The 20934-nt window shown below is 53.9% G+C and carries 15 protein-coding genes and 1 pseudogene; 7 read left to right on the forward strand and 9 right to left on the reverse strand.

What is annotated here, in order from left to right; translation table 11 throughout:
- Positions 1-85 precede the first annotated feature (85 nt).
- On the reverse strand, positions 86-2080 hold the full coding sequence (gene uvrB / locus NYE69_RS32255) for an excinuclease ABC subunit UvrB (RefSeq protein ID WP_155620296.1): 1995 nt from the start codon (positions 2078-2080) through the stop codon (positions 86-88).
- A gap of 267 nt (positions 2081-2347) precedes the next feature.
- On the opposite strand from uvrB, the gene NYE69_RS32260 reads away from it, so the two are divergent.
- Positions 2348-3172, forward strand: coding sequence for a flagellar motor protein (locus NYE69_RS32260; protein WP_155620295.1), 825 nt, complete (start codon positions 2348-2350; stop codon positions 3170-3172).
- The gene (locus NYE69_RS32265) at positions 3169-4077 is read left to right on the forward strand and encodes an OmpA/MotB family protein (RefSeq protein ID WP_340930127.1); all 909 of its coding nucleotides are present in this window, start codon (positions 3169-3171) and stop codon (positions 4075-4077) included. Before NYE69_RS32260 ends, NYE69_RS32265 begins: the two co-directional genes overlap by 4 nt.
- A 761-nt stretch (positions 4078-4838) precedes the next feature.
- On the opposite strand, the gene NYE69_RS32270 is transcribed toward NYE69_RS32265, so the two are convergent.
- Both NYE69_RS32270 and NYE69_RS32275 read right to left on the reverse strand, forming a co-directional pair.
- Positions 4839-5336, reverse strand: a complete 498-nt coding sequence (locus tag NYE69_RS32270; protein WP_340930129.1) for a PTS sugar transporter subunit IIA — start codon at positions 5334-5336, stop codon at positions 4839-4841.
- A 254-nt stretch (positions 5337-5590) separates the two neighbouring features.
- On the reverse strand, positions 5591-6592 hold the full coding sequence (locus tag NYE69_RS32275) for a formylglycine-generating enzyme family protein (protein WP_340930130.1): 1002 nt from the start codon (positions 6590-6592) through the stop codon (positions 5591-5593).
- A 264-nt stretch (positions 6593-6856) separates the two neighbouring features.
- Between NYE69_RS32275 and NYE69_RS32280 the strand changes: the two genes are divergently transcribed.
- The 3 genes from NYE69_RS32280 to NYE69_RS32290 all read left to right on the forward strand — a co-directional run bounded on the left by NYE69_RS32280 (position 6857) and on the right by NYE69_RS32290 (position 10798).
- Positions 6857-7684, forward strand: coding sequence for a PRD domain-containing protein (locus NYE69_RS32280; RefSeq protein ID WP_340930132.1), 828 nt, complete (start codon positions 6857-6859; stop codon positions 7682-7684).
- A 188-nt stretch (positions 7685-7872) separates the two neighbouring features.
- Positions 7873-9426 (forward strand): PTS transporter subunit EIIC, encoded by a 1554-nt coding sequence (locus NYE69_RS32285; RefSeq protein ID WP_340930596.1) that lies wholly within the window; start codon positions 7873-7875, stop codon positions 9424-9426.
- A gap of 19 nt (positions 9427-9445) precedes the next feature.
- Positions 9446-10798, forward strand: a complete 1353-nt coding sequence (locus NYE69_RS32290; protein ID WP_340930133.1) for a sulfatase family protein — start codon at positions 9446-9448, stop codon at positions 10796-10798.
- A gap of 99 nt (positions 10799-10897) precedes the next feature.
- On the opposite strand, the gene NYE69_RS32295 is transcribed toward NYE69_RS32290, so the two are convergent.
- Positions 10898-11434 (reverse strand): GNAT family N-acetyltransferase, encoded by a 537-nt coding sequence (locus NYE69_RS32295; protein ID WP_051985231.1) that lies wholly within the window; start codon positions 11432-11434, stop codon positions 10898-10900.
- Positions 11435-11589: 155 nt separating this feature from the next.
- On the opposite strand from NYE69_RS32295, the pseudogene NYE69_RS32300 reads away from it, so the two are divergent.
- Positions 11590-12061 (forward strand): annotated as a pseudogene (locus tag NYE69_RS32300) (hypothetical protein); the annotation flags it as partial.
- Between the two features lie 691 nt (positions 12062-12752).
- Here NYE69_RS32300 and NYE69_RS32305 read toward each other — a convergent pair.
- The 5 genes from NYE69_RS32305 to ftsE all read right to left on the reverse strand — a co-directional run bounded on the left by NYE69_RS32305 (position 12753) and on the right by ftsE (position 19003).
- Positions 12753-14168 (reverse strand): PDZ domain-containing protein, encoded by a 1416-nt coding sequence (locus NYE69_RS32305; RefSeq protein ID WP_340930134.1) that lies wholly within the window; start codon positions 14166-14168, stop codon positions 12753-12755.
- A 145-nt stretch (positions 14169-14313) separates the two neighbouring features.
- Positions 14314-15765, reverse strand: coding sequence for a S41 family peptidase (locus tag NYE69_RS32310; protein ID WP_240752128.1), 1452 nt, complete (start codon positions 15763-15765; stop codon positions 14314-14316).
- Positions 15766-15959: 194 nt separating this feature from the next.
- The gene (locus NYE69_RS32315) at positions 15960-17171 is read right to left on the reverse strand and encodes a murein hydrolase activator EnvC family protein (RefSeq protein ID WP_213509742.1); all 1212 of its coding nucleotides are present in this window, start codon (positions 17169-17171) and stop codon (positions 15960-15962) included.
- A 241-nt stretch (positions 17172-17412) separates the two neighbouring features.
- Complete coding sequence (gene ftsX, locus NYE69_RS32320; RefSeq protein ID WP_213509741.1) at positions 17413-18327, reverse strand: permease-like cell division protein FtsX; 915 nt, start codon at positions 18325-18327, stop codon at positions 17413-17415.
- Positions 18317-19003, reverse strand: coding sequence for a cell division ATP-binding protein FtsE (gene ftsE, locus NYE69_RS32325; protein WP_036619379.1), 687 nt, complete (start codon positions 19001-19003; stop codon positions 18317-18319). Before ftsE ends, ftsX begins: the two co-directional genes overlap by 11 nt.
- Positions 19004-19246: 243 nt before the next feature.
- Between ftsE and NYE69_RS32330 the strand changes: the two genes are divergently transcribed.
- Positions 19247-20815, forward strand: a complete 1569-nt coding sequence (locus NYE69_RS32330; RefSeq protein ID WP_340930137.1) for a VanW family protein — start codon at positions 19247-19249, stop codon at positions 20813-20815.
- The last annotated feature ends 119 nt before the right edge of the window (positions 20816-20934 follow it).

Consider the following 20934-nt stretch of genomic DNA (forward strand, 5'->3'; position numbering starts at 1 on the left):
CTGAGGCAGTTCAAAAATCCCGAATAACAGATTTTTGAACTGTTGACTCAAGCTGCTTTTAGCTTTAACTCCAATTCGCCGCCGCTTACTCCGCCTTGAGTTCCATGATTGCGTCACGCAGCTCCGCGGCCCGCTCGAACTGAAGGTTTTTGGCCGCTTCCTTCATTTCGGCCTCCAAGCGGCGGATCATCGCTTCGCGGTCGCGCTTGGACATCTTGACCTTGGCGGCGTCGGCCAGATACTCGCTCTTGCTCTCCGCCACCTTGGTCGCTTCGATCACGTCGCGAACTTTCTTGCGGATCGTCTGCGGCGTAATCCCGTGCTTCTCGTTGTAAGCGATCTGGATGCTGCGCCGCCGTTCGGTTTCCTTAATCGCCTTGTCCATCGATTCCGTGATGCTGTCCGCGTACATCAGCACCCGGCCGTCCGCGTTCCGGGCCGCCCGCCCGATCGTCTGGATCAGGGAGCGCTCCGACCGCAGGAAGCCTTCCTTGTCGGCGTCCAGAATGGCCACCAGCGACACTTCCGGCAAATCCAACCCTTCGCGCAGCAGGTTGATGCCGATCAGCACATGGAACGTGCCCAGCCGCAAGTCGCGCAAAATGCTCATCCGCTCCAGCGTTTTGATATCGGAATGAAGGTACCTTACTTTGATGCCGATCTCTTTTAAATAGTCGGTCAAATCCTCGGCCATTTTCTTCGTCAAGGTCGTCACGAGCACGCGCTCATCCTTGTCGATACGGCTCTGAATTTCGCCGATCAGGTCGTCGATCTGTCCCTTCGTTGGCCGCACTTCGATCACCGGATCCAACAGGCCCGTCGGCCGGATGATCTGCTGCACCATCGTATCGCAATGCTCCAGTTCGTAAGGTCCCGGCGTCGCGGATACGTAAATCAACTGCTTCGCCTTGGCTTCGAACTCCTCGAACCTCAGCGGCCGGTTGTCCAGCGCCGAAGGCAGGCGGAAGCCGTGCTCCACCAGCACCGTTTTGCGCGCCTGGTCGCCGTTGTACATCGCCCGGATTTGCGGCAGCGTCTGGTGGGATTCGTCGATCACGATCAGGAAGTCGTCGGGAAAATAATCCAGCAGCGTATACGGGGTAGCCCCCCGCTCGCGGAACGTCAGCGGCCCGGAATAGTTTTCGATCCCGGAGCAAAAGCCGACTTCCTTCATCATCTCAATGTCGTAGCGCGTCCGCTGCTCCAGCCGCTGGGCCTCCAGCAGCTTTCCTTTGGAACGAAGCTCTTCCAGCCGCTCCTCCAGCTCACGCTCGATGTTGGCGAGCGCGATCCGCATCGTCTCCTCCTGCGTAACGAAGTGGGATGCCGGGAAAATCGCCACATGCTCGCGCTCGCCGACCAATTCGCCGGTCAGCACGTCGATTTCCGTGATCCGTTCGATTTCATCGCCGAAAAATTCCACCCGTACGGCGTGCTCCCCTTTGGAAGCCGGAAAAATCTCCAGCACGTCCCCGCGCACCCGAAACGTACCGCGCACGAAGTTGATGTCGTTCCGCTGGTACTGGATATCCACCAGCCGGCTCAAAATCTGGTTGCGCGGCTTCTCCATGCCGACCCGCAGCGACAGCACCAGGTTGCGGTATTCCATCGGCGAACCGAGGCCGTAGATGCACGACACGCTCGCCACAATGATGACGTCCCGCCGCTCAAACAGCGAGCTCGTCGCGGAGTGGCGCAGTTTATCGATCTCTTCGTTGATACTGGAGTCTTTCTCGATGTAGGTATCGGAGGAAGGGATGTAGGCTTCCGGTTGATAATAGTCGTAATAGCTGACGAAATAGTCTACCGAGTTGTTGGGGAAAAATTCTTTAAACTCACTGGCCAGCTGCGCCGCCAGCGTCTTGTTATGGGCGATGATCAGCGTCGGCTTGCCTATCTGGGCAATCGTATTGGCGATCGTAAACGTCTTGCCCGTTCCGGTCGCGCCAAGCAGCGTCTGGTGTCTTTTCCCGGCGCGAATGCCCTCGACGAGCTGCCTTACGGCCTCCGGCTGATCCCCTTGCGGAGTGAACTCGGAGACAAGCTCGAATTTATTATCGCTAAATACAATTTCACTCATTGTCCAACATCACCCTATCGTCTAAAATGAAATACTAGAGGAGGATCCGACAAGTTACCCCATAATTCTACCTAGTCTTACTTATATATAAATGAGACCTTTTGCCTAATCGTGCCCTTTTGTTAAACAGGATCGGTCATGATTCCGATGAATAAACTATACACCTTCCTTAATTTACAAAATAGGAATGCGTGTTCCCATGTATTATACCTTTTTCATCTTATAGATGCAAACGGTAAGTCGAAGAATAGGAGTTGTACACACTCGATGGATATCGCAACGTTACTTGGCATCATTATCGGTTTGGCCGCCCTGGTCGGCGGTTTCTTGTGGGAAGGCGGCGAGCTTGGGGGACTTATGCAGCTTACTTCCGCCCTGATCGTGTTTGGAGGCACGATCGCCGCGGTGCTGATCAGTTTTCCGGTCTCCAAGCTGCGCACGGTGCCGAAGGCGCTGGCCCTCGCGTTTTCTTCCCGGCACCAGGACTCGGGCGAGCTGATCGAAGACATCGTCGGCATGGCTACGGTGGCCCGGCGCGAAGGGGTGCTTGCCCTGGAAAAAAAAGCGGCGGACTACCCGAATCCTTTTTTGCGCGAAGGGATTCAACTGGTCGTGGACGGAACCGAACGCACCATGGTCCAGCAAATCATGAGCCTCGAAATCGACGCTTTGGAAAAAAAATATGAAAGCTACGCCAAAGTTTTCGAATCGGCCGGCGGCTACGCGCCGACGATGGGCATCATCGGCACGGTCATGGGCCTTATTCATGTGCTCGGCAGCCTGAGCGAACCGACGGCGCTGGGGCCGTCGATTGCGCTCGCTTTTACTGCGACGCTATATGGGGTGGCCAGCGCTAACCTGATTTTCCTCCCGATCGCCTCCAAAATCAAAGCGCGCAGCGAAGAGGAAGTGGACCGGATGGAGATGATGATCGAAGGGATTTTGTCGATTCAAAACGGGGATCATCCGCTGCTCGTGCGCCGCAAGCTGGAATCGTACGCAGCCGACAACCGGACTCCAGGTCAGTTAACGGACGCAGGGCTCAGCCCGAATACGCGGTTTAACATCGACTCCCGGGAGAATGAAATATGAGTCGCCCGGGATCGCCAAGCGGCAATTACAAACCCGAGGTTCCGGGTCATGGGAGGCAGCGGCGGCAGCGGCGCGCGGTACAACAGGATGCCAAAGACCGCTGGATGATTACATATGCGGATTTGATTACGCTGCTGCTTATTTTTTTCGTGATCATGTACGCCATGAGCCGGCTCGATGCGGAAAAATACGAAGTCGTCACCCAGTCCCTGCAAATGACGTTCAGCAACGGGAACTCCATTCTCGATAAAGGCGCCGGCATCACCGGCTCGTTAAGCAGCTACAACGCCAAAACTCCTTCCTCCACCGCTCAGAACGGCAAAGGAACCGGCAGTGCGGGCCAGGACGGCAGCAGCGGGAACGGCGGCCAGCAAGCGCCCGCCCAAGGCAACTCCGGCCAGGCTCCGCTCACCGAACGCGAGCTGGCGTTCCGCAAGCAGGAGCAAGAACTGAGCAACCTGATGCAGCTGATCGAGGCGTACATTAAGGAAAACAGCCTCGAGGATCAAATTCATGTGGCCGATCTGCCGAAAGGTATCTCGATCACGCTTAGCGACCGCTTCCTGTTCGATACCGGCAAAGCGGACTTGAAAAGCGGTTCGGCCAAAACGCTGTCCAAGCTGGCCAGCCTGTTCGGGCAGCTCGACACCGTGATCAGCATCGAAGGCCATACGGACAGCCAGCCGATCGGCCGGTCGTCCAAATTCAAGGACAACTGGGAGCTGTCGGGCGCGCGCGCGTTGTCGGTGCTTCGCTTCTTTGTCGACAAGGAGGCGCTCGATCCGCAGCATTTCCAATACGCCGGATATGCCGACACCCGCCCGGCCGCCGGCAACGACACCGCCGCAGGCCGCCAAAAAAACCGCCGCGTCGAAATCACCGTACTGCGGCAGCTGCAGCAGTGATAGAGGGGCTTCCGGCACAAAGACCGCCGAAGGAATTCACTCCGGCGGTCTTTTGATGCGACAAAACAAAGCTCTGCCGGAAATAGAGACAATTTATGTCCTTATTTCGAGATTTCCCCCTCCTACGCAAATATAGGGGGAATTTTTTCCGTTATTTGAGGACTGGGCTTGGAAAAAGCCTCCGTTCGCCACCATATCTTTATAATAGAAGTAAAAAATTCCTCTATTTTTACTGCACCCCCTTTTTTTCGCAAAATAAGGCCCTTTTTTACCGTTATTCCCATAATCTTCACACAAACGCAAGAAAACCAACTTAGGAAAGGCCGAGCATGGTTAACAGCGCTGGAATGCGGGACTTAAAGCCGCTATTTGGGAACTTAAACGTGCTGAAACCTTGCGTGGAAGGAAACTATAGATCACTCCCACCACCTTGCGATAAGAGGAAGAGAGGGAAATCCCACGAAATGCAAAAGTGCAGGCGATTTTTGTCGAAGCTCCTCTAAACCGGTGGTTCAAAGGTAAAAGTGCATTTCATTTCCGGCCAAAATCTACTTTTTTATCGAATAGCCTCAAAAGAGATGCACTTTTGCATTTCAATCGCTCTAAAATGGAAATTTACGGAGAATGGAATGCACTTTTGCAGTTGATTCCATCGAGCCATCCTTCTTCCCATGACAATTCTAAATCTTAAAAAACACACGCCGTTCCGATGCATCCCCTCTGTTCCCCGGTTGCTGCAATCGAAACGGCGTAGTTAAAAATCAAGCCAGTTTAACGGTGAGTACGGGATTTTTACCGACGGCCGCTTCCCCTTCATAGGCGTGAACTTCAAGCACGGCGTCGATGCCCGCGGGAACGATGAGCGGCGTTATGACCGGCAGGCCGGCTTCAACAATCCGGGCGATATCAAACTCCATCAGCAATTGCCCCGCCTTTACCCGGTCACCGGTCTCCACCCGGGGCGTGAAGCCTTCTCCTTTTAACGACACGGTATCGACGCCGACGTGAATCAGGAGCTGAGCCCCGGATTCATGTTCAAGGATCACGGCGTGTTTGGATTTGATCAGTTGCGCGACAACTCCATCAAACGGCGCATACACTTTTCCTTCGGCCGGCTCGATCGCAACTCCCTCGCCCATCATCCGTTCGGCAAATGCCGGGTCGGGCACACGCTCAAGAGGCACAGCCAGTCCGTTCACCGGCGTGGTTATTACCAAATCCCCGGCTTGTTTTTTGCTTTTTCTACTCCATGGCAACATAGTCCCATCCTCCGTTTTCATAAAATTCAAAATAAAAAAGCCCAAAACGAAATAAAGAGGATCGCTCTCTATCGCTCGTTTTGGGCATTGCCTGCTCACAGTAACAAACCCCGATATTTTAGAGCTTGTTCAAAAATTCATTTTGCTGAAAACCTGACTTTTTGAACTCGCGCTTTTATTGGCAAACTTATCTTACTTGAATGCGTTTTTCTTGTCAAACCGCAAGATTCCGAAAAAAGCAACCCGCTTAGCCATCAGGCATCCGCCGCGCAGCGGAATCCGAGGTTTCCGGACGAGCTGTCCGGCGTGTTTCTGCTTCGTGCCGCAACCCTGTACCGGTTGCAATAAGAGTGATGACACAGGTAGGAGCCGCCGCGCATCGATTTCAGACTGCCCTTCTCCGGTCCTTTGGGATTCACATTGCCTTGGGTCCGGTGGTAACGCACATCGAACCAGTCCGCGCACCATTCCCAGACGTTTCCCGCCATATTGTACAGGCCGTAGCCGTTAGGCTCGAACGCATTTACCGGAGCGGTCCCCGCGTATCCATCCAACTTCTCGTTCTGCACGGGAAATTTCCCCTGCCAGATATTGCACATATGTTTGCCTTCGGGGGTAAGCTCGTCTCCCCACGGATATTTTTTCTGCACCAGCCCGCCGCGCGCGGCATATTCCCATTCCGCTTCCGTCGGCAGCCGTTTGCCTGCCCAACGGCAGTATGCCTCCGCATCGCGCCAGGAGACGTGCACTGCAGGGTGATCCATCCTTCCTTGAAGCCCTGAACCAGGCCCTTCGGGATGCCGCCAATCGGCTCCTTCGATGATCCGCCACCATGGAGTTTGCATGACAATATTCGCCGCATCGGCCAGAACATTCGGAGGCAGAAACAGATGAAACACGAACGAGTTGCCGAATTTCTCCGCATCGGTACGGTAGCCTGTAACCCGGACAAATTCAGAAAACTGCCGGTTGGTCACCGCATAGGCGTCGATATAAAAAGGGGACACCGTGACTTCCCTTACCGGCCCTTCGCCATCCGAAGGAAAACCTTCCTTGTCGTCCGTGCCCATCAAAAACGTCCCGCCTTCCAAGCGTACCATGTTGCTTTGCACTCCCGCCGCCTTCGCTCCCGCCGCTTTAGGACGACCGCCGTTCGCCGCAAATGCTGCGGCTCCACTGCCCAACCGGACAACACCCGGTTTTGAACGTTTCGGGGAACAACAGGAAGGTGCGGCCTTGTTATGATCTTGATCCACGTCCTACCTCTCCTTTCTTCGCTGCTAAAGCTAGTCTGCGCTGCTAAGCTAATGTTATTATATCAGCTTAAATCCATTTTGAAAAAAACTTAAAATAAATTAATTCTGGCAACCGGGTTGATTTTTGGGGAAATCCGAGATTATAGTATACCTAATTCCGTTTTTGGGGGCATGAACTGACTGTTCTCCGGGAATATTAGCTTTAATTGACGCCCGGATATGGTTGTTTATACCAAAACGAACTAAAGACTAGGAGCAAGATTCATGAAAATCAGCCGTGTTCTGAACAATAACGCCGTTGTTGTAAAAGAAGGCGACAGCGAGAAAATAATTATGGGGGCGGGAATCGCGTTTCGGAAAGGAAAAAACGATGTCATCGATCAGAGCAAGATCGAGAAGGTCTTCGTTTTGAAGGAAGAGGGCCACAAGTTCCAGGAGCTTCTCAGCACCGTTCCCGAGGCTCATATTGCTGTGGGGGAGGATATTATCTCCTATGCGGAACGGCAGCTTGGCATGAAATTGAGCGACCACATTCATATTTCCTTAACCGATCACCTGACCTTTGCCATCGAGCGTTTAAACCAGGGCATCGAAGTCCGGAACAAGCTGATGAACGAAATCCGCATTCTTTACCACGAAGAATTTAAGATCGGGCAGTGGGCGCTCCGCCATGTGCAGGAGAAGCTGGGGATCACCTTTCCCGAGGATGAAGCGGCTTTTATCGCCCTGCATATCCATACCGCCAAAATGGGCGACGCCCATATCGAAGACTCCATCAAAAAAGCGCTGATTCTGCAGGAGGCCAGCGATTTTATGCTTAAGGATCTGGGCGTAAGCATCAGCAGCGACAGCATTTCCTATCATCGGCTGCTGACGCATCTGGAATACGCCATCCACCGCTTTTACGAGAATAAACCGTTTCATACGCTGGACGACGACATGCTGAAAATCATCAAGAAAAAATATAAAAAGGGCTACAAAACCGCGCAAAGTGCCGCAGCTTTTCTTCAGCAAAAATACGGCGTTGCTTTTCCGGAATCGGAAATGGCGTATATTGCCCTGCATTTGCAGCGTATCCTAGAAAATATTTAAGGCTTGACGAAAAAATTTTAACCGTCTACAATGTAACCGTATCCAATGAATTTCATATCGGGGATTGTTACTGGAAAGCAGGCAAGACCTAAAATGTTTAAGAGCGCTTAAAGCCTTTTTGCTCTTGAACGTTTTAGGTCTTTTTGTTTTCCCCGAATCACTCACAACTTAGAAAAGAGGGGATCATGATGCTTAAAAGCTTGTTCAGCAAATTCCAGGTCTTCGGCAAAGCGATCATGCTGCCGATCGCCGTACTCCCTGCCGCCGGGCTGCTGCTGGGGATCGGGGGAGCCTTCACCAACCCCAACACGGTAGGCAACTATCCGTTTCTTGACCAGCCGTGGCTGCAGGCGATCTTCACCATTATGAGCTTTGCGGGACAAATTATTTTCAGCAACCTGCCGATTATTTTCGCCATCGGAATCGCCGTCGGACTGGCGAAGTCGGACAAAGGCGTAGCCGGGCTCGCCGCGCTGCTTGCTTATCTGGTGATGAACGCGTCGATTAACGCGCTTCTGGTCGTTACCGGGAAGCTGGCCAAAGAAAAGCTGGCCGACGTAGGCCAAGGGATGATTCTGGGCATTCAAACGCTGCAAACGGGCGTGTTCGGCGGGGTCATCGTCGGCCTGTTGACCTACTATCTGCATAAAAAGTTCGGCAAAGTCAAACTGCCGCAATGGCTCGGATTTTTCAGCGGCTCCCGCTTTATTCCGATCATTTGTTCCTTCTCGGCCGTACTGCTGGGGATGGTCATGTTTGTCGTCTGGCCGCCGGTGCAATCCGGGATTGCCAGCATGGGCGGCATCGTCGACCGCACGGGATATTTCGGCTCCTTTATGTTCGGATTCATTGTAAAATTGCTGGGACCGCTCGGACTTCACCATATTTTCTATCTCCCGTTCTGGCAAACGGCGCTCGGCGGAAGCATGGTCGTGAACGGGGTTGAGGTGCAGGGAGCGCAAAATATATTTTTCGCCCAGCTTGCGGATCATAACACCCAGCAGTACTTTGTCGGCGTCTCCCGCTTTATGAGCGGAAAATATTTCCCGATGATGTTCGGTCTGCTTGGAGCAGCACTAGCCATGTATCATACCGCCAAACCGGAAAACAAGAAAAAAGTGTTGGGCCTGCTGCTTACCGGGGCCATCACTTCCTTCCTGACGGGAATCACCGAGCCGCTGGAATTCGCCTTTTTGTTCGTGGCGCCTTTGCTTTTTGTGATTCACGCCGCGCTATGGGGAGTCGCCTATATGCTGGCTCACATCCTTAACATCACCGTCGGCATGACGTTCTCCGCCGGGTTGATCGACTTTACGCTGTTCGGCATCCTGCAGGGCAACGACAAAACGAATTGGATGCTGGTGCCGCTGGTGGGAATTGGCTTTTTCATCGTTTATTATTTCACGTTCCGTATTTTGATCACGAAGCTCAATCTGAAAACCCCGGGCAGAGAAGATGAAGACACTTCCGACACGGCGTCCGCCGCAGACGGTGGTTCCGGAAATGCCGATCAACAGACCGCGGCGATCCTGTCGGCGCTGGGGGGCAAAACCAATATTGAAGATTTGGACTGCTGCGCAACACGGCTTCGCGTTACGGTCCGGGATGAAACCCAAGTATCCAAAGAAGAGCTGCAAAAGACCGGTTCCAAAGGCGTCATTGTAAAAGGCAAAGGGGTGCAGATTATTTACGGCCCGCATGTCGCCCTGATTAAAACGGAGCTGGAGGAAATGATCCAATGATAAAGGAGCTGTCACCGCAATGAACCAACCAAACATTATCTTCATGATCTCGCACGACACGGGACGATACCTTAGCTGTTACGGCCATCGAGTGCCGACCCCGGAGCTTGACGAGTTGGCCGAAAAGGGGATTCGCTTCGATCAGTATTACTGTCCGGCCCCCCAATGCAGCCCCAGCCGGGGCAGCATCTTAACCGGCAAATATCCGCACAATAACGGTTTGATCGGGCTGGCCCACTTAAATTTTCATATCAATGAGGACGAGTCTACTATACCAATGGAATTGAAAAAAGCCGGTTATGAAACCGCGCTGATCGGCTTCAGCCACGAAACGATCGGCGAAACCGCAAAGGGGACCTACAGTTCAACCTACAAGCTGGGGTATGACAGGTATATGGGAGTCGAAGGCTCCAGAGCCCCCGGCGTGGCGGACACGGCGATCGAATATTTACGGGAAAAGGCCGCAGCGGTCGAGGAAGGCCGGCCGTTCTTCGCCAACATCGGCTTTTGGGAGACGCACCGCTCTTTCGATGAATACGACGATATCAAAGACGACGTAGACAACGTGCAGGTACCTGCTTATTTGCCGGACACCGAAAATATCCGTTTGGACTTTGCCCAATTTCACGGTTCCGTTAAAGTGCTTGACGAAGCCGTAGGCCGGATTAAGGCCGCGCTGAAGGAGACGGGGCTGTTAGAGAATACGCTGATTATTTACACCACGGATCATGGCATCGCTTTTCCGCGGGCGAAAGGAACGATGAAGGACGCCGGACTGGAAACGGCCCTGATTATGTACGGGCCCAAGTGGATTCAAGGAAACGGCCGGGTTATCGATGAACTTCTGTGCAATATCGACATGCTGCCGACGCTGCTCGAGCTGGCGGGAGCGCCAATTCCCGAAGATATCGACGGCATCAGTTTCGCCTCCCTGCTGCGAGGCGATGATGCGCCGGTCCGCGAGGAATTTTTCTGCGAGCTGACCTGGCATGACAAGTATCACCCGATGCGCGGCATCCGTACGGCCCGGTACAAATACGTCAAAAATTTTATTGACGGTCCGAAAATTTACATGCCTGTGGACATCCATCGCAGTATTTCCGGTCCGGACGTGCGGGAGCAGTTTTATGTCGCCAACGAACCGGAGGAGCTTTACGATCTGGAAAAGGACCCGCTGGAATATACGAATCTGATCCATGATCCCGGCTACGCGGAGGTTGCCGAAGAACTGCGCCGCAAAGTGGAAAATTGGATGACGTCCACGGACGATCCGATTTTAAAAGGCCCGGTAGCGGGAACCGAATCGGCCAAATGGGCCGAGGAAGCCCTTCACGGCAGAGTTTATGTGCCCAGAAACGGCGGGAAGCAATAAACGTTTATAGATGTACGCAAACAAGGAGTGATCGGGAAATTAACCCCTTCACTCTTTGTTTAGGTTCGGCGCGGCAGCCACGATCAACCCCGCGTTTCTCTACACGCTTAATTCTTTTTTTAATAAAGAATAATGGTATTGATCGCAAACAGAACCGTCGCTAAACCAGTAATGCTCTCTGTAAGCGCCCTCGAATTTGAAGTTGAAACGCTCCAATAGCTTGATCGAAGGTTTATTGTTAGCTGCAGTCGTGGCATAGACTTTATGTAAATTTAAATGTTGATCATGGAACACTTCTTCCAGGAATAGCTGAATCAAACGGCCTCCTACTCCCTTCCCCCGATGCAAAGGCGGAACATAATAACCAAATTCCCCACTGCGATTCCTCGGATTATAGTCAAAAAGACTTATTTTCCCGACAACCTCATTCTCCTCTACATCGATCAACACGTATTGGCAATGTCCATGGGTTAGACCGGCAGTCACCTTCTTTCTAAAAGCCTCGTAACTATCCATTTCTTGAATCGGACGGCAAGTGTGGTACTCTTTTTCGGTTTCGTCCGCAGCCCACTGAAAAATCACAGGCAGATAGTCAGAAACGTTGGTCTCGGTTAACTTAAATAGTTTTGATGTCATTTTGCTGGCACGTCCTCGATAGAATTAAACTATAGCCCACCATTAGTATTATACATTTGTTTCCAAAACCCTTTGGTACAAAGCCACGTGGTTCGTTAGAATTCAATTTTAGCGGATTACCTCCACCTGTTGCCTATACATGAAAATAACATTACCTGGCATATATGCCAGACACAGCAAAAAGAGGCATTGATATCCAAGGATACGGCCCCCATGCAAGGGATCTCGATGTAAGACGCTTTAAGGACTTATGCTGGCGCCATAGCCCGTTGGCACTTGATGGCTGGATTTTTTTCGATTGCGTAAATTGTCGATTATGAACGAACCCAAGCATGCCAGCAGTTGGTACTCTCGTTTATCGGAAAATTTGTTGCTGTCGACGTGCAATCGGACCTAACCTGGTTGGAGGCGGAAGCGGTTCGTTTCTCCCGCCGTTTGCTGCGGCCCTTCACGCCCAACGAGTTGTCGGAACATCTGCGAATACCGGTTCGTCAAGCCAGACGCATTTTGTTGGAACTGGCCGAGAATGACTTTGGCTCTGAGGCGGCTGTATTTAGCGTTCGTGGCTTGGTATCCCTGCAGGCTGCTTTGCACGATTATCCCTCTTGTTCAGGGGGTGGAGGGTAGAGGCTACTCCGGTCCGTTCATTTTTCCCGGTGTCTTGCCCCGTTGCTCCCGTTAAGTCTGCTTCACTTCTCCTAAACCGCCTTCCCACAAACCTGTCTAACGATCTCGAACATGTCTGCTTCTCCCAAACCTATTTTCTTCTCCTGAATTTATCTTCCTCTCTGCTTCCGGATCAAATGGGATAATCGTGCAAAGCGTCCGGACAGCGGATATTGATCTGCCGATATTTCTTGCCACGACCGGTTACCGGCCCTCCTTATCGAGCGCTGATTATTAGGTTGAGCCTATATAGTTGTACAAATCCCGCAAAGTTAGACCTTATTGGGCGCCAAATACGTGATTTTACATTAGTTTGAGTGAAGTAAGTGCAACTGAGTCCGTTAGCGCATCCCAAAAAACCTCCTGGAGGAACGTTATCCAGGAGTTTTTTTTATGAAGCGTGCAGAGAATAGCGCGTGTTAGGAAAAAAGCACGCTGTATCTGCAGCAACGGCAATGCCGCGAGTGCGATACCTCGGGGAACGGGGCGGCCGGGGCGGCCCGAGCGTGCTGTCGAGCAGCCCCGTGCTGTGCCGCCCGCTAAGCCGGCCCTGCGGCTCCCGCGCCGGACACGCCTGCTCCCGCCGGGCACGCGCCTTCTGCGGCGGCGCCTCCGCCGCCGCTCGCGCGAGCGCCCCGCACCGCGCCGGGCGCTACACCTCGGCGGCCGGGCCGTCCGCCGCCGAGCCGCCCTGCCGCTGCGCCGCCCGCGAAGCCGGCGCAGCGGCTCCCGCGCCGGGCCCGCCCGCTCCTGCGGGGCCCGTGCCTCCCGCGGCGGCGCCACCGCCGCCGCTCGCGCGAGCGCCCTGCACCGCACGGGCGCTCCGCCGCGGGCGCACAAGCTGCAGCAGCGACAACGGCTGCAGCCGTACCGCCGCCGGCGCCAGCTCGTCCGGCGCCAAAATCGCGCCGAGCTGGTGATGATCGCCGGCGTAAATCGCCCGCTGGAGGAACTTGCTCTCGCCCGCGAGATTCCGCACCTCCAGCTTGCAATAAGCCGGGTTGATCCGCAGCGCCGCATGCAGATCTTCCTTGGTCGGCACCGGCACGCCGTTCACTTTGACGATTGTCTCGCCGGCCCGGATGCCAAGCTCGTCCGCCGGGCTCCCCGGCAGCACCGCAAGCACCCTCACCCCGCCCTGCGGGTTCACGTACAGCGGGCTGCGCTGCTGCTCCTCGTAGCGGCTGTACCAGACCAGCCCTTCGTGCAGCAGGAACGCCGCCAGCGCCGCCAGCAGCAGCAGCGGACTCCACCACGCCGCGGCCAGCGCCAGCACCAGTACCGCCGCACCATACGCCAGCAAGCGCCTGGACGACACGCGCGCCTTGTCCTTCGGCAATAAGCCCATGGTCATTTCCGAAAACCCGATGATGATCGGCAGCCCGATCATGCCGAAACCGCCCTGCCAGGCGTCACCGCCAAAAAACGGCGTCCACGGCAGCACATTTCCCGTCGTCTCCATCGGGACCAGCAAAAACAGCGGCACCGCCCATAGGCTTTGCATTTGGTAGCCGCCGACCAGCTTGCCCCGCTTGCCTTCATAAAACAGCGGACCGGCAAACGATGCCCCCTGCCAGCGGACAAGCAGCCCTTCCGCAATATGCAGCAGCCCGACCAGGCACAGCAGCGCCGGAATATCAAGCTCCCTTACAATGCGCACGATTTCGCCGCCCCATCCCGTCCCTGCAAAGCCCGGAAACAGATTTAGGCCAAACTGTGCGACCCCCAGCAACCCGACCGAGTAGGCTAGGCATAGATACCGCACGCGAAACAACAGCAGCACAATCGTGACGGCCCAAATGCAGACGATGCCTTCCAGCGTCAGATCCATTCCGAGGAAGGCAAATAGGACGGATACCGTAATGCCCGCCAGCAGGCCGGCGATCACGGTACGCCACGTTTGGGCGCCCCAGCTATGCAGACGTGCATGAAACAGCTTGCGCTCCAGCAGCACCTGCCGGCGATAAAGCAGCGCGATCATGATGATGGAAATATAATAAAAAGGCTGCAAAAACAACTGCGCTGCCGCTTCCGCCAAACTCCACAATCCTTCAAGAATGAGATCCAAGGGATGTTCACGCTCCTTTTCGCAACAAGCGGACAACTTCGGACCGTTTTCCGAAGCGTCTTTTCTAGGTGTATTTGTTTCTGCTTTCAACATGCAAACAAAGAAAAAAGAAGGCCAAGTTTCAGCCTTCTTATGGATTCGACGCTTACGAAGCGATTTCCTTCCGGATTTCCTCGACCGCCCGCTTTAACTGCAGGTCGTTTTTCGGATCGCGGATTTGCTTGATGACGCTGCTCTCCAGCGCTTCCGCCGTTTTGGCGTCCAGCACGCCGGTCGGCTCCATCTTTTGGCCCGTTTGGAATTCCTTCAAGGCGTTCTCCGTCTGCTTGTCGAAGTATCCGTCCTTGCGTCCGGGGGCCAGCCCCAAGCCGTCCAGCATCGTTTGCGCGCTCTTGATGTCGTCGCCCAGCATATCGTATTTGAACGTTTTTTCTTTATTGATCGGCGCTACCGAAAAATAATCCGGCTGCGACACGGCGATGTCCGGCTGGATGCCTTTTTTGTGAATCCACTCGCCGTTCGGCGTCAGCCACTTGGCGATTGTGATCTTAAGCATGCTGCCGTCGCCCATTTCCTGCGTGTAGCTCGATTGAACCGTGCCTTTGCCGTACGTCGCCTCGCCGACCAGCTTCGCTCCGGCCGATTCCTGCAGCGCCCCGGCCAAAATTTCCGAAGCGCTGGCGCTGCCCTTGTTCGTGACGACCACGATCGGATATTTTTTGCCGCTGCCGTCCGATAAGGTTTGCTGGCGGCGCTTGTTTTTATCTTCAACCTGCACGATAACCTTGCCTTTCGGCACGAATTGTTCGGACATATCCTCGACGACGGTCAGCACGCCTCCCGGGTTGTTGCGCACGTCGATGACCAGCCCTTTCATCCCCTTCTTCTCCAGAGAAGCCAACTCCTCCTTGAAGCGTTCCGCCGTGTTCATCGAAAACTCGGTGACCTCGATTACGCCCACGCCACCGTCCTCCATGCGGGAATATACCGTTTCCAGGGCGATATCGTCACGGACGATCGTAAACTCCAGCGTCGTGTCCGAGCCGGCCCGCTTCACTTTGATTTTGGCCTCCGTCCCTTTCGGGCCGCGGATTTTGGCGACCGCTTCATTCAGGCTGAGCCCCTCGAACGATTCGCCATTAACCGACAGCAAAATATCCTTCGGCTGGATCCCGGCTTTTTCGGCCGGAGAGCCTTTGATCGGAGAAACGACCACGACGTTTCCGTTTTCCATCGACACTTCCGCCCCGATGCCGGTAAAAGAGCCTTCGATTTGCTCCGAGAACTGCTGCGCCGTGTCCGGCGCCATATAGGACGAGAATGGGTCCCCCAACGCGCCCATCATACCGTCGATCGCTCCGTCCACTAGCTTCTTCTGGTCGACGTCTTCGACATAATTTTTTTCCACCAAAGCCAGCGCCTTTTCGATTTTCTCGATGCCGGCTTTGCTGCTCTGCCCGCTGCTGTCGGCAAACAGCCCGCTGCGCAGCGGCGCCGAACCGGCGAAACTCCATTCGCCCGTCAAAGTCAACGTCAGCAAGCAGCTGACCAGCATGGACACCACGACCAGCAATGTAACGGTACGTCCTTTAAACATAAATAAATTCACCGCCTCCGATTGATCGGCCATACGACAAGGTAAGGCCCAGCAAGTCCAAAAATGGAACGTCCCATAGTATATGTTCTGTCCATAATAAATATTTACCAATCCCGCATGAACAACGGAAAAACGGATAATCCGTCCCGAGCGGGCGGTATCCGTTTTTTCTATCGCATCATAACGCTATTTTATTACAAATACGGCATAGGGTCTACAGGTGTTCCGTTAATCCGCACCTCAAAGTGGCAGTGAGGCCCCGTCGAATTGCCGGTGCTGCCGACTTCGGCGATTTTTTCGCCTTTTTTGACCTGCTGCCCTTTTTCAACCATGATGCCGCCATTGCGAATATGTCCATATAGCGTCCACACGTTGTCGCCATGGTCGATGATCACCGCGTTCCCGTAACCGCTCCACCACTCGGCAACGATGACAACGCCGCCTTCGGCGGCATGGATATCCGTCCCTTGCGGAGCCGCAAAATCCACCCCGGTATGTTTCTTCCTCACCCCGGTAATCGGATGGATTCGCGTTCCGTACCCCGAAGAAATCCGGGCACCGTTGACCGGAAGCCCAAACGCGCCGCCGTTCCCTTTAAAACCGCCGGACCCCGAGGAGCTTCTTCTATAAGTGTAGACCTGGGCCGCCTTCAGCTTGTTTTTCTCCTTTTCGAGCGCAGCCCGCTTGGTTGCAAGTTCAACCAGCAGCTGTTCCTGCTCTTCGCTGATATCGTCGGATTCTTCGATTTCCGCGCTGTATTTGGCGATCAATTGCTGCTTCTCTTCTTCTTTGGTCTTGAGTTGGCTTTTGCGGTCTTCGGCTTCGGCATACAGCTTTTTGACCTTTGCATAATCCTTCTCAAGCTGCGCCTTCTGCTCCGTAATCAGTTCCTTGTCCCGTTTATGCTCTTCCAGCAGAACATGATCCTGATTGATGATCGCCTGCAGCGAATCGGCGCGTTCTAAAAAATCGGTAAAGCTCGTCGAGGACAGCAAAACATCCAAATAGGAAACGGCTCCATCGGTATACATCAGCCGGACCCGGGTATCGAGCAAATGCGAACGCTCTTTGATCCGCGCTTTGGTTGTCTCCAGCTTCTGAGCGGTCTCATGCAGGTTTTCCTCGGTTTGATCAATTTCGACGGCGATTTTCGTCAACTGGTTGCTGACCGACTCAATTTGCGCCAGCAGCTGTTTGAGGTAATTCCTGTTTTTGTTAACGTAATGCTTCGCTTCCTGCTTTTGCCCGGCGGCTTTTTCCTGCATTTTTTTGGCTTCGGCGGCCTGCCGCTGCAGCTGTTTCAGTTCTTTGTCGATCTGGCTGATCGTTTTGGCAGAGCCTTCCGCAGGCTGGAAGATCAAAGCGGCTAAGGACACTACGGCGATCGTGGTTACCCATTTCTTCAACTTCGTTTCCCCATCCTTCTTATAGATGTTGTCAAAAATTCAACTTTTGATCGCGAAGTAACTCTGGGAGTGAGACCGACATCGAATCTTGAATTCAGCCGGTCGCTCCGTTGCTCACGTAGGCTACCCTACGCTCCGCTACTCACTCCCGGCTTCATCCAACCTTCTCGGCGCTGAAAAGTCGAATTTTTGACTCGGATTATAATTCAACTTCAACTTCTTATCGCGAAGTTTTCCCGCACTACACCTTCAAAAACTTGCGGATCGACATCGTGCTGCCCCAAATGCCGATCAGCAGGCCCAGGCCGACAAGCAGTCCGCCGAGCTCCAGACCGATTTCACTGACCGGTACCAGCCGGAACGCCAGTGTAATGTCCGCTTTCACGGACTGAACCAGTTGATCGTAACTGATGTAAAGAATCGCTACCGTAATGAGCGAGCCGATCAGGCCAATCAACGCGCCCTCCACGAAAAACGGCCAGCGGATAAACCGGTTCGTCGCGCCGACCAGCTTCATGATGCCAATCTCGCGGCGGCGGGCCAAAATGGTCACGCGAATCGTGTTCGAGATGAGAAACATCGCCATCAAGGCGAGGCCCGCTACAAACGCAAAGCCGATGTTGCGTATTAAACGCGTGATTTTGAACAATTTTTCGACCGTGCCCTGTCCGTAATTGACCTTATAGACCGGGTCTCCGTCATATTTGTCGTTAAGCGCCTGAATCTTGCTCGCCACATAGGGGATCGTCGTTGGTTCGACAACTTCCACCTGGAACGTATCGGGAATCGGGTTCGTCTTTTCGTCGTAGCCCTCCAGCAATTCCTTGCCTTGTTCCCCCAGCTTTTCCTTGAAATCCTTCAACCCTTGCGCTTTGGGGATCAGCGTAACCCGGCTGACTTCGGGCATCGAACCGATATCGTTGGAAAGCTGATTGCGGACGGCTTCGGTAACGTTGGAATTGAGGTACGCCTTGATCTGGACCTGGCTGTCCGCTTCGTCGGCAAACGAATTGACATTCAGCACGAGCAGGATAAACACGCCGAGAATCAGCAGCGAAACGATAATTGAAGTGATCGACGCCACCGACATCCAGCCGTTGCGGAACACGTTTTTCGCGCCTTCCCGCAAATGCCGGAAGAAGGTGCTAATAGTCATAACCGTATTCCCCTCTCAGCTGGTCTCGCACGATGTTGCCGTGTTCGATGGCAATCACGCGCTTGCGCATGGTGTTAACGATTTCTTTGTTATGGGTGGCCATGACGATCGTCGTGCCGCGGAAATTGATCTCATCGAGCAGCTGCATGATCCCCCATGACGTCTCGGGATCCAGGTTGCCGGTAGGCTCGTCCGCAATGATGACGGACGGACTGTTGACGATCGCTCTCGCGATGGCGACGCGCTGTTGTTCACCGCCGGAGAGCTGGGATGGATCGCGGTTTGCTTTATTTTTCAGCCCAACCAATTCGAGCACTTCCATCACACGCTTTTTGATTACTTTTTTGGGAGCTTCGATAACCTCCAGAGCAAATGCGACGTTTTCATAAGCCGTGAGCTTTGGCAGCAGGCGAAAATCTTGGAAAATGACGCCGATATTTCGGCGGACATACGGAATTTTGCGGGGCTTGAGCTTGCCGATGTTAAATCCATTGACGGAAATTTGCCCTTTGGTGGGCACCTCTTCCCGGTATATAAGCTTCATAAAGGTCGATTTCCCTGCACCCGAGGGCCCGACCAGATAAACGAATTCATTGCGGTCTATTTTGACCGATACCCCTTTCAGGGCATGGGTTCCGTTCGGATACGTCTTCCAGACATCCTGCATCTCTATCACTTCATCACGTCCTAAACCTTGATTCCAAAACTTGATTTCTATATCTTAGACAGCCCTATTTTACATTCGACATGTTCTTGCCAAATCCTTTAAAACCCGAGTAATTTCATTTTAGTCCGATTTATATTGTAACAAAGATGTTACTTTTTGAGTACCCGAAAGTTTCCTGCTTTCCATCATATATATGGTTGTACAAGGATTTTTCCAGGCGCAAAAAAAGATCAACCATTGAAGGAGCAGATTATGAGAAAAATTCGTTTGGCAATGATCTCCATCGGAGTGGTTATATTTACCGGCCTGCTGTTGCTCGGCGGACTGTATTTATATGCGGTGCAGGGCTCGATTCCCCGGGGAACGATCGTCGCCGGTCTACCGCTGGGCGGCCGCCAAAGCGCTGATGCGCTCAGGCTGCTGGATGAAGAGATTGCCCAGGTATTGAAGAAAAAAGTAATTTTGTCGGCGGGCGAAAGCGAAAAAACGCTGGCCTGGCGGGAAACCGGAATCTCCTTCGAGACCCACTCCTTTCATGCCGCGGTCCGGCAGTTGGAGGCCGGTACGCTATGGGAACGGGTGCAAGCCCGGAGGAATTTCCCGAAGCAGTGGGATCTAAAGATCGCTTTAGATGAAAAAAAGCTGCAGACGGTCTTTCCGCCTTCATGGGAAAAAGCGCAATTCGGCGATCCGGTGAACGCGGTCCGAACGATTACGCCTGACGATCAAATCCGCTACCTGCCGGAAAAAACGGCGCTGCGTGTCGATTGGGAGCGGCTAGCGCCAGCCCTGGTAAAAGCGGCCGAAACGGAATGGAACCGGCGGCTCGTTGAACGGGGGAAGCCAAAGTCCGGAGATGGGGCCGGTCCGGAAGACGGAAATGTCCCCGGTGAGAAAGGCCATGGCGAGTATGCCCCCGGCAAAAATAATCCGACCGGGCGATCTCCCGGCGCTTATGCTCCAATCCGCCTCAGCGTCCCGCTGCGTACGGTTCAGCCGAAGGTTACGGTCGAAATCTTGAAAAAAGAAGGCATCCGCCGCAAAATCGTGCAATTTTCCACCGGGCTGCTGACCAGCGGCGCGGGAAGAATCCATAATGTCGATGCGGCCGCGCGAAGCATTGACGGCAAGGTGCTGGCGCCGGGCGAAATTTTCGATTATGGCAAAGCGGTGGAATACGCCGAGAAAACGTACGGTTTCCGCGAAGCGCCGGTCATTTTTGCGGGCAAGCTTGTGCCGGGGGTGGGAGGCGGCATCTGCCAGGTATCCAGTACGCTTTACAATGCGGCGGTGCGCGCCGGGCTCGATATCGTGGAGCGCCGCAACCATTCCGTGCCGGTCAGCTATTTGCCCAAAGGGCAGGATGCAACATTTGCCCAAGGCCACATCAATTTCCGCTTCAAAAATACGTCTGGCCGCCACCTTCTCATCCGCGCGAAGATCGAAAATAAGCGGCTGACCGTCAAGCTGTTTGGCGATATCCCCGAAAACGTCACCTACGCCGTTGAATCCCGCACAACGGAAGAGATTCCCGCGCCGAAAAAACACGTTGTCAACAGTGCGCTCCCTGCGGGAAGCAAGCAACTGGTCTTGCCAGGAAAGCAGGGTTATGTCGTCGAAACGTACCGGATTAAAAAAGTCGACGGCCGCGCGGTAGAGCGGATTCGTATCTCCGAAGACATTTACCCGGCGCAGCCGGCGGTGATTGCCGTCGGTGGAACCGATAACTCGTCCGGAAGCAAAGGCGGGGCGGGGAATTCCGACAAATCCGCACCCAAGCAAATTCTGGAGGACGGCGTGCAAGGACCGAATTTCCGATAGATACCTGCTTGTCGGCCGCGCCGTCTCCCTCTTTCCGGCCAATCACGACATTCCCGTAAAATAGCGGAATTTTATGGCGTTATTTGAAAAATTCATCCCCTGGAGCAAAAATAGCGGAA

It is taken from the genome of Paenibacillus sp. FSL R5-0527 (assembly GCF_038008055.1).
Lineage (GTDB): Bacteria > Bacillota > Bacilli > Paenibacillales > Paenibacillaceae > Fontibacillus > Fontibacillus macerans.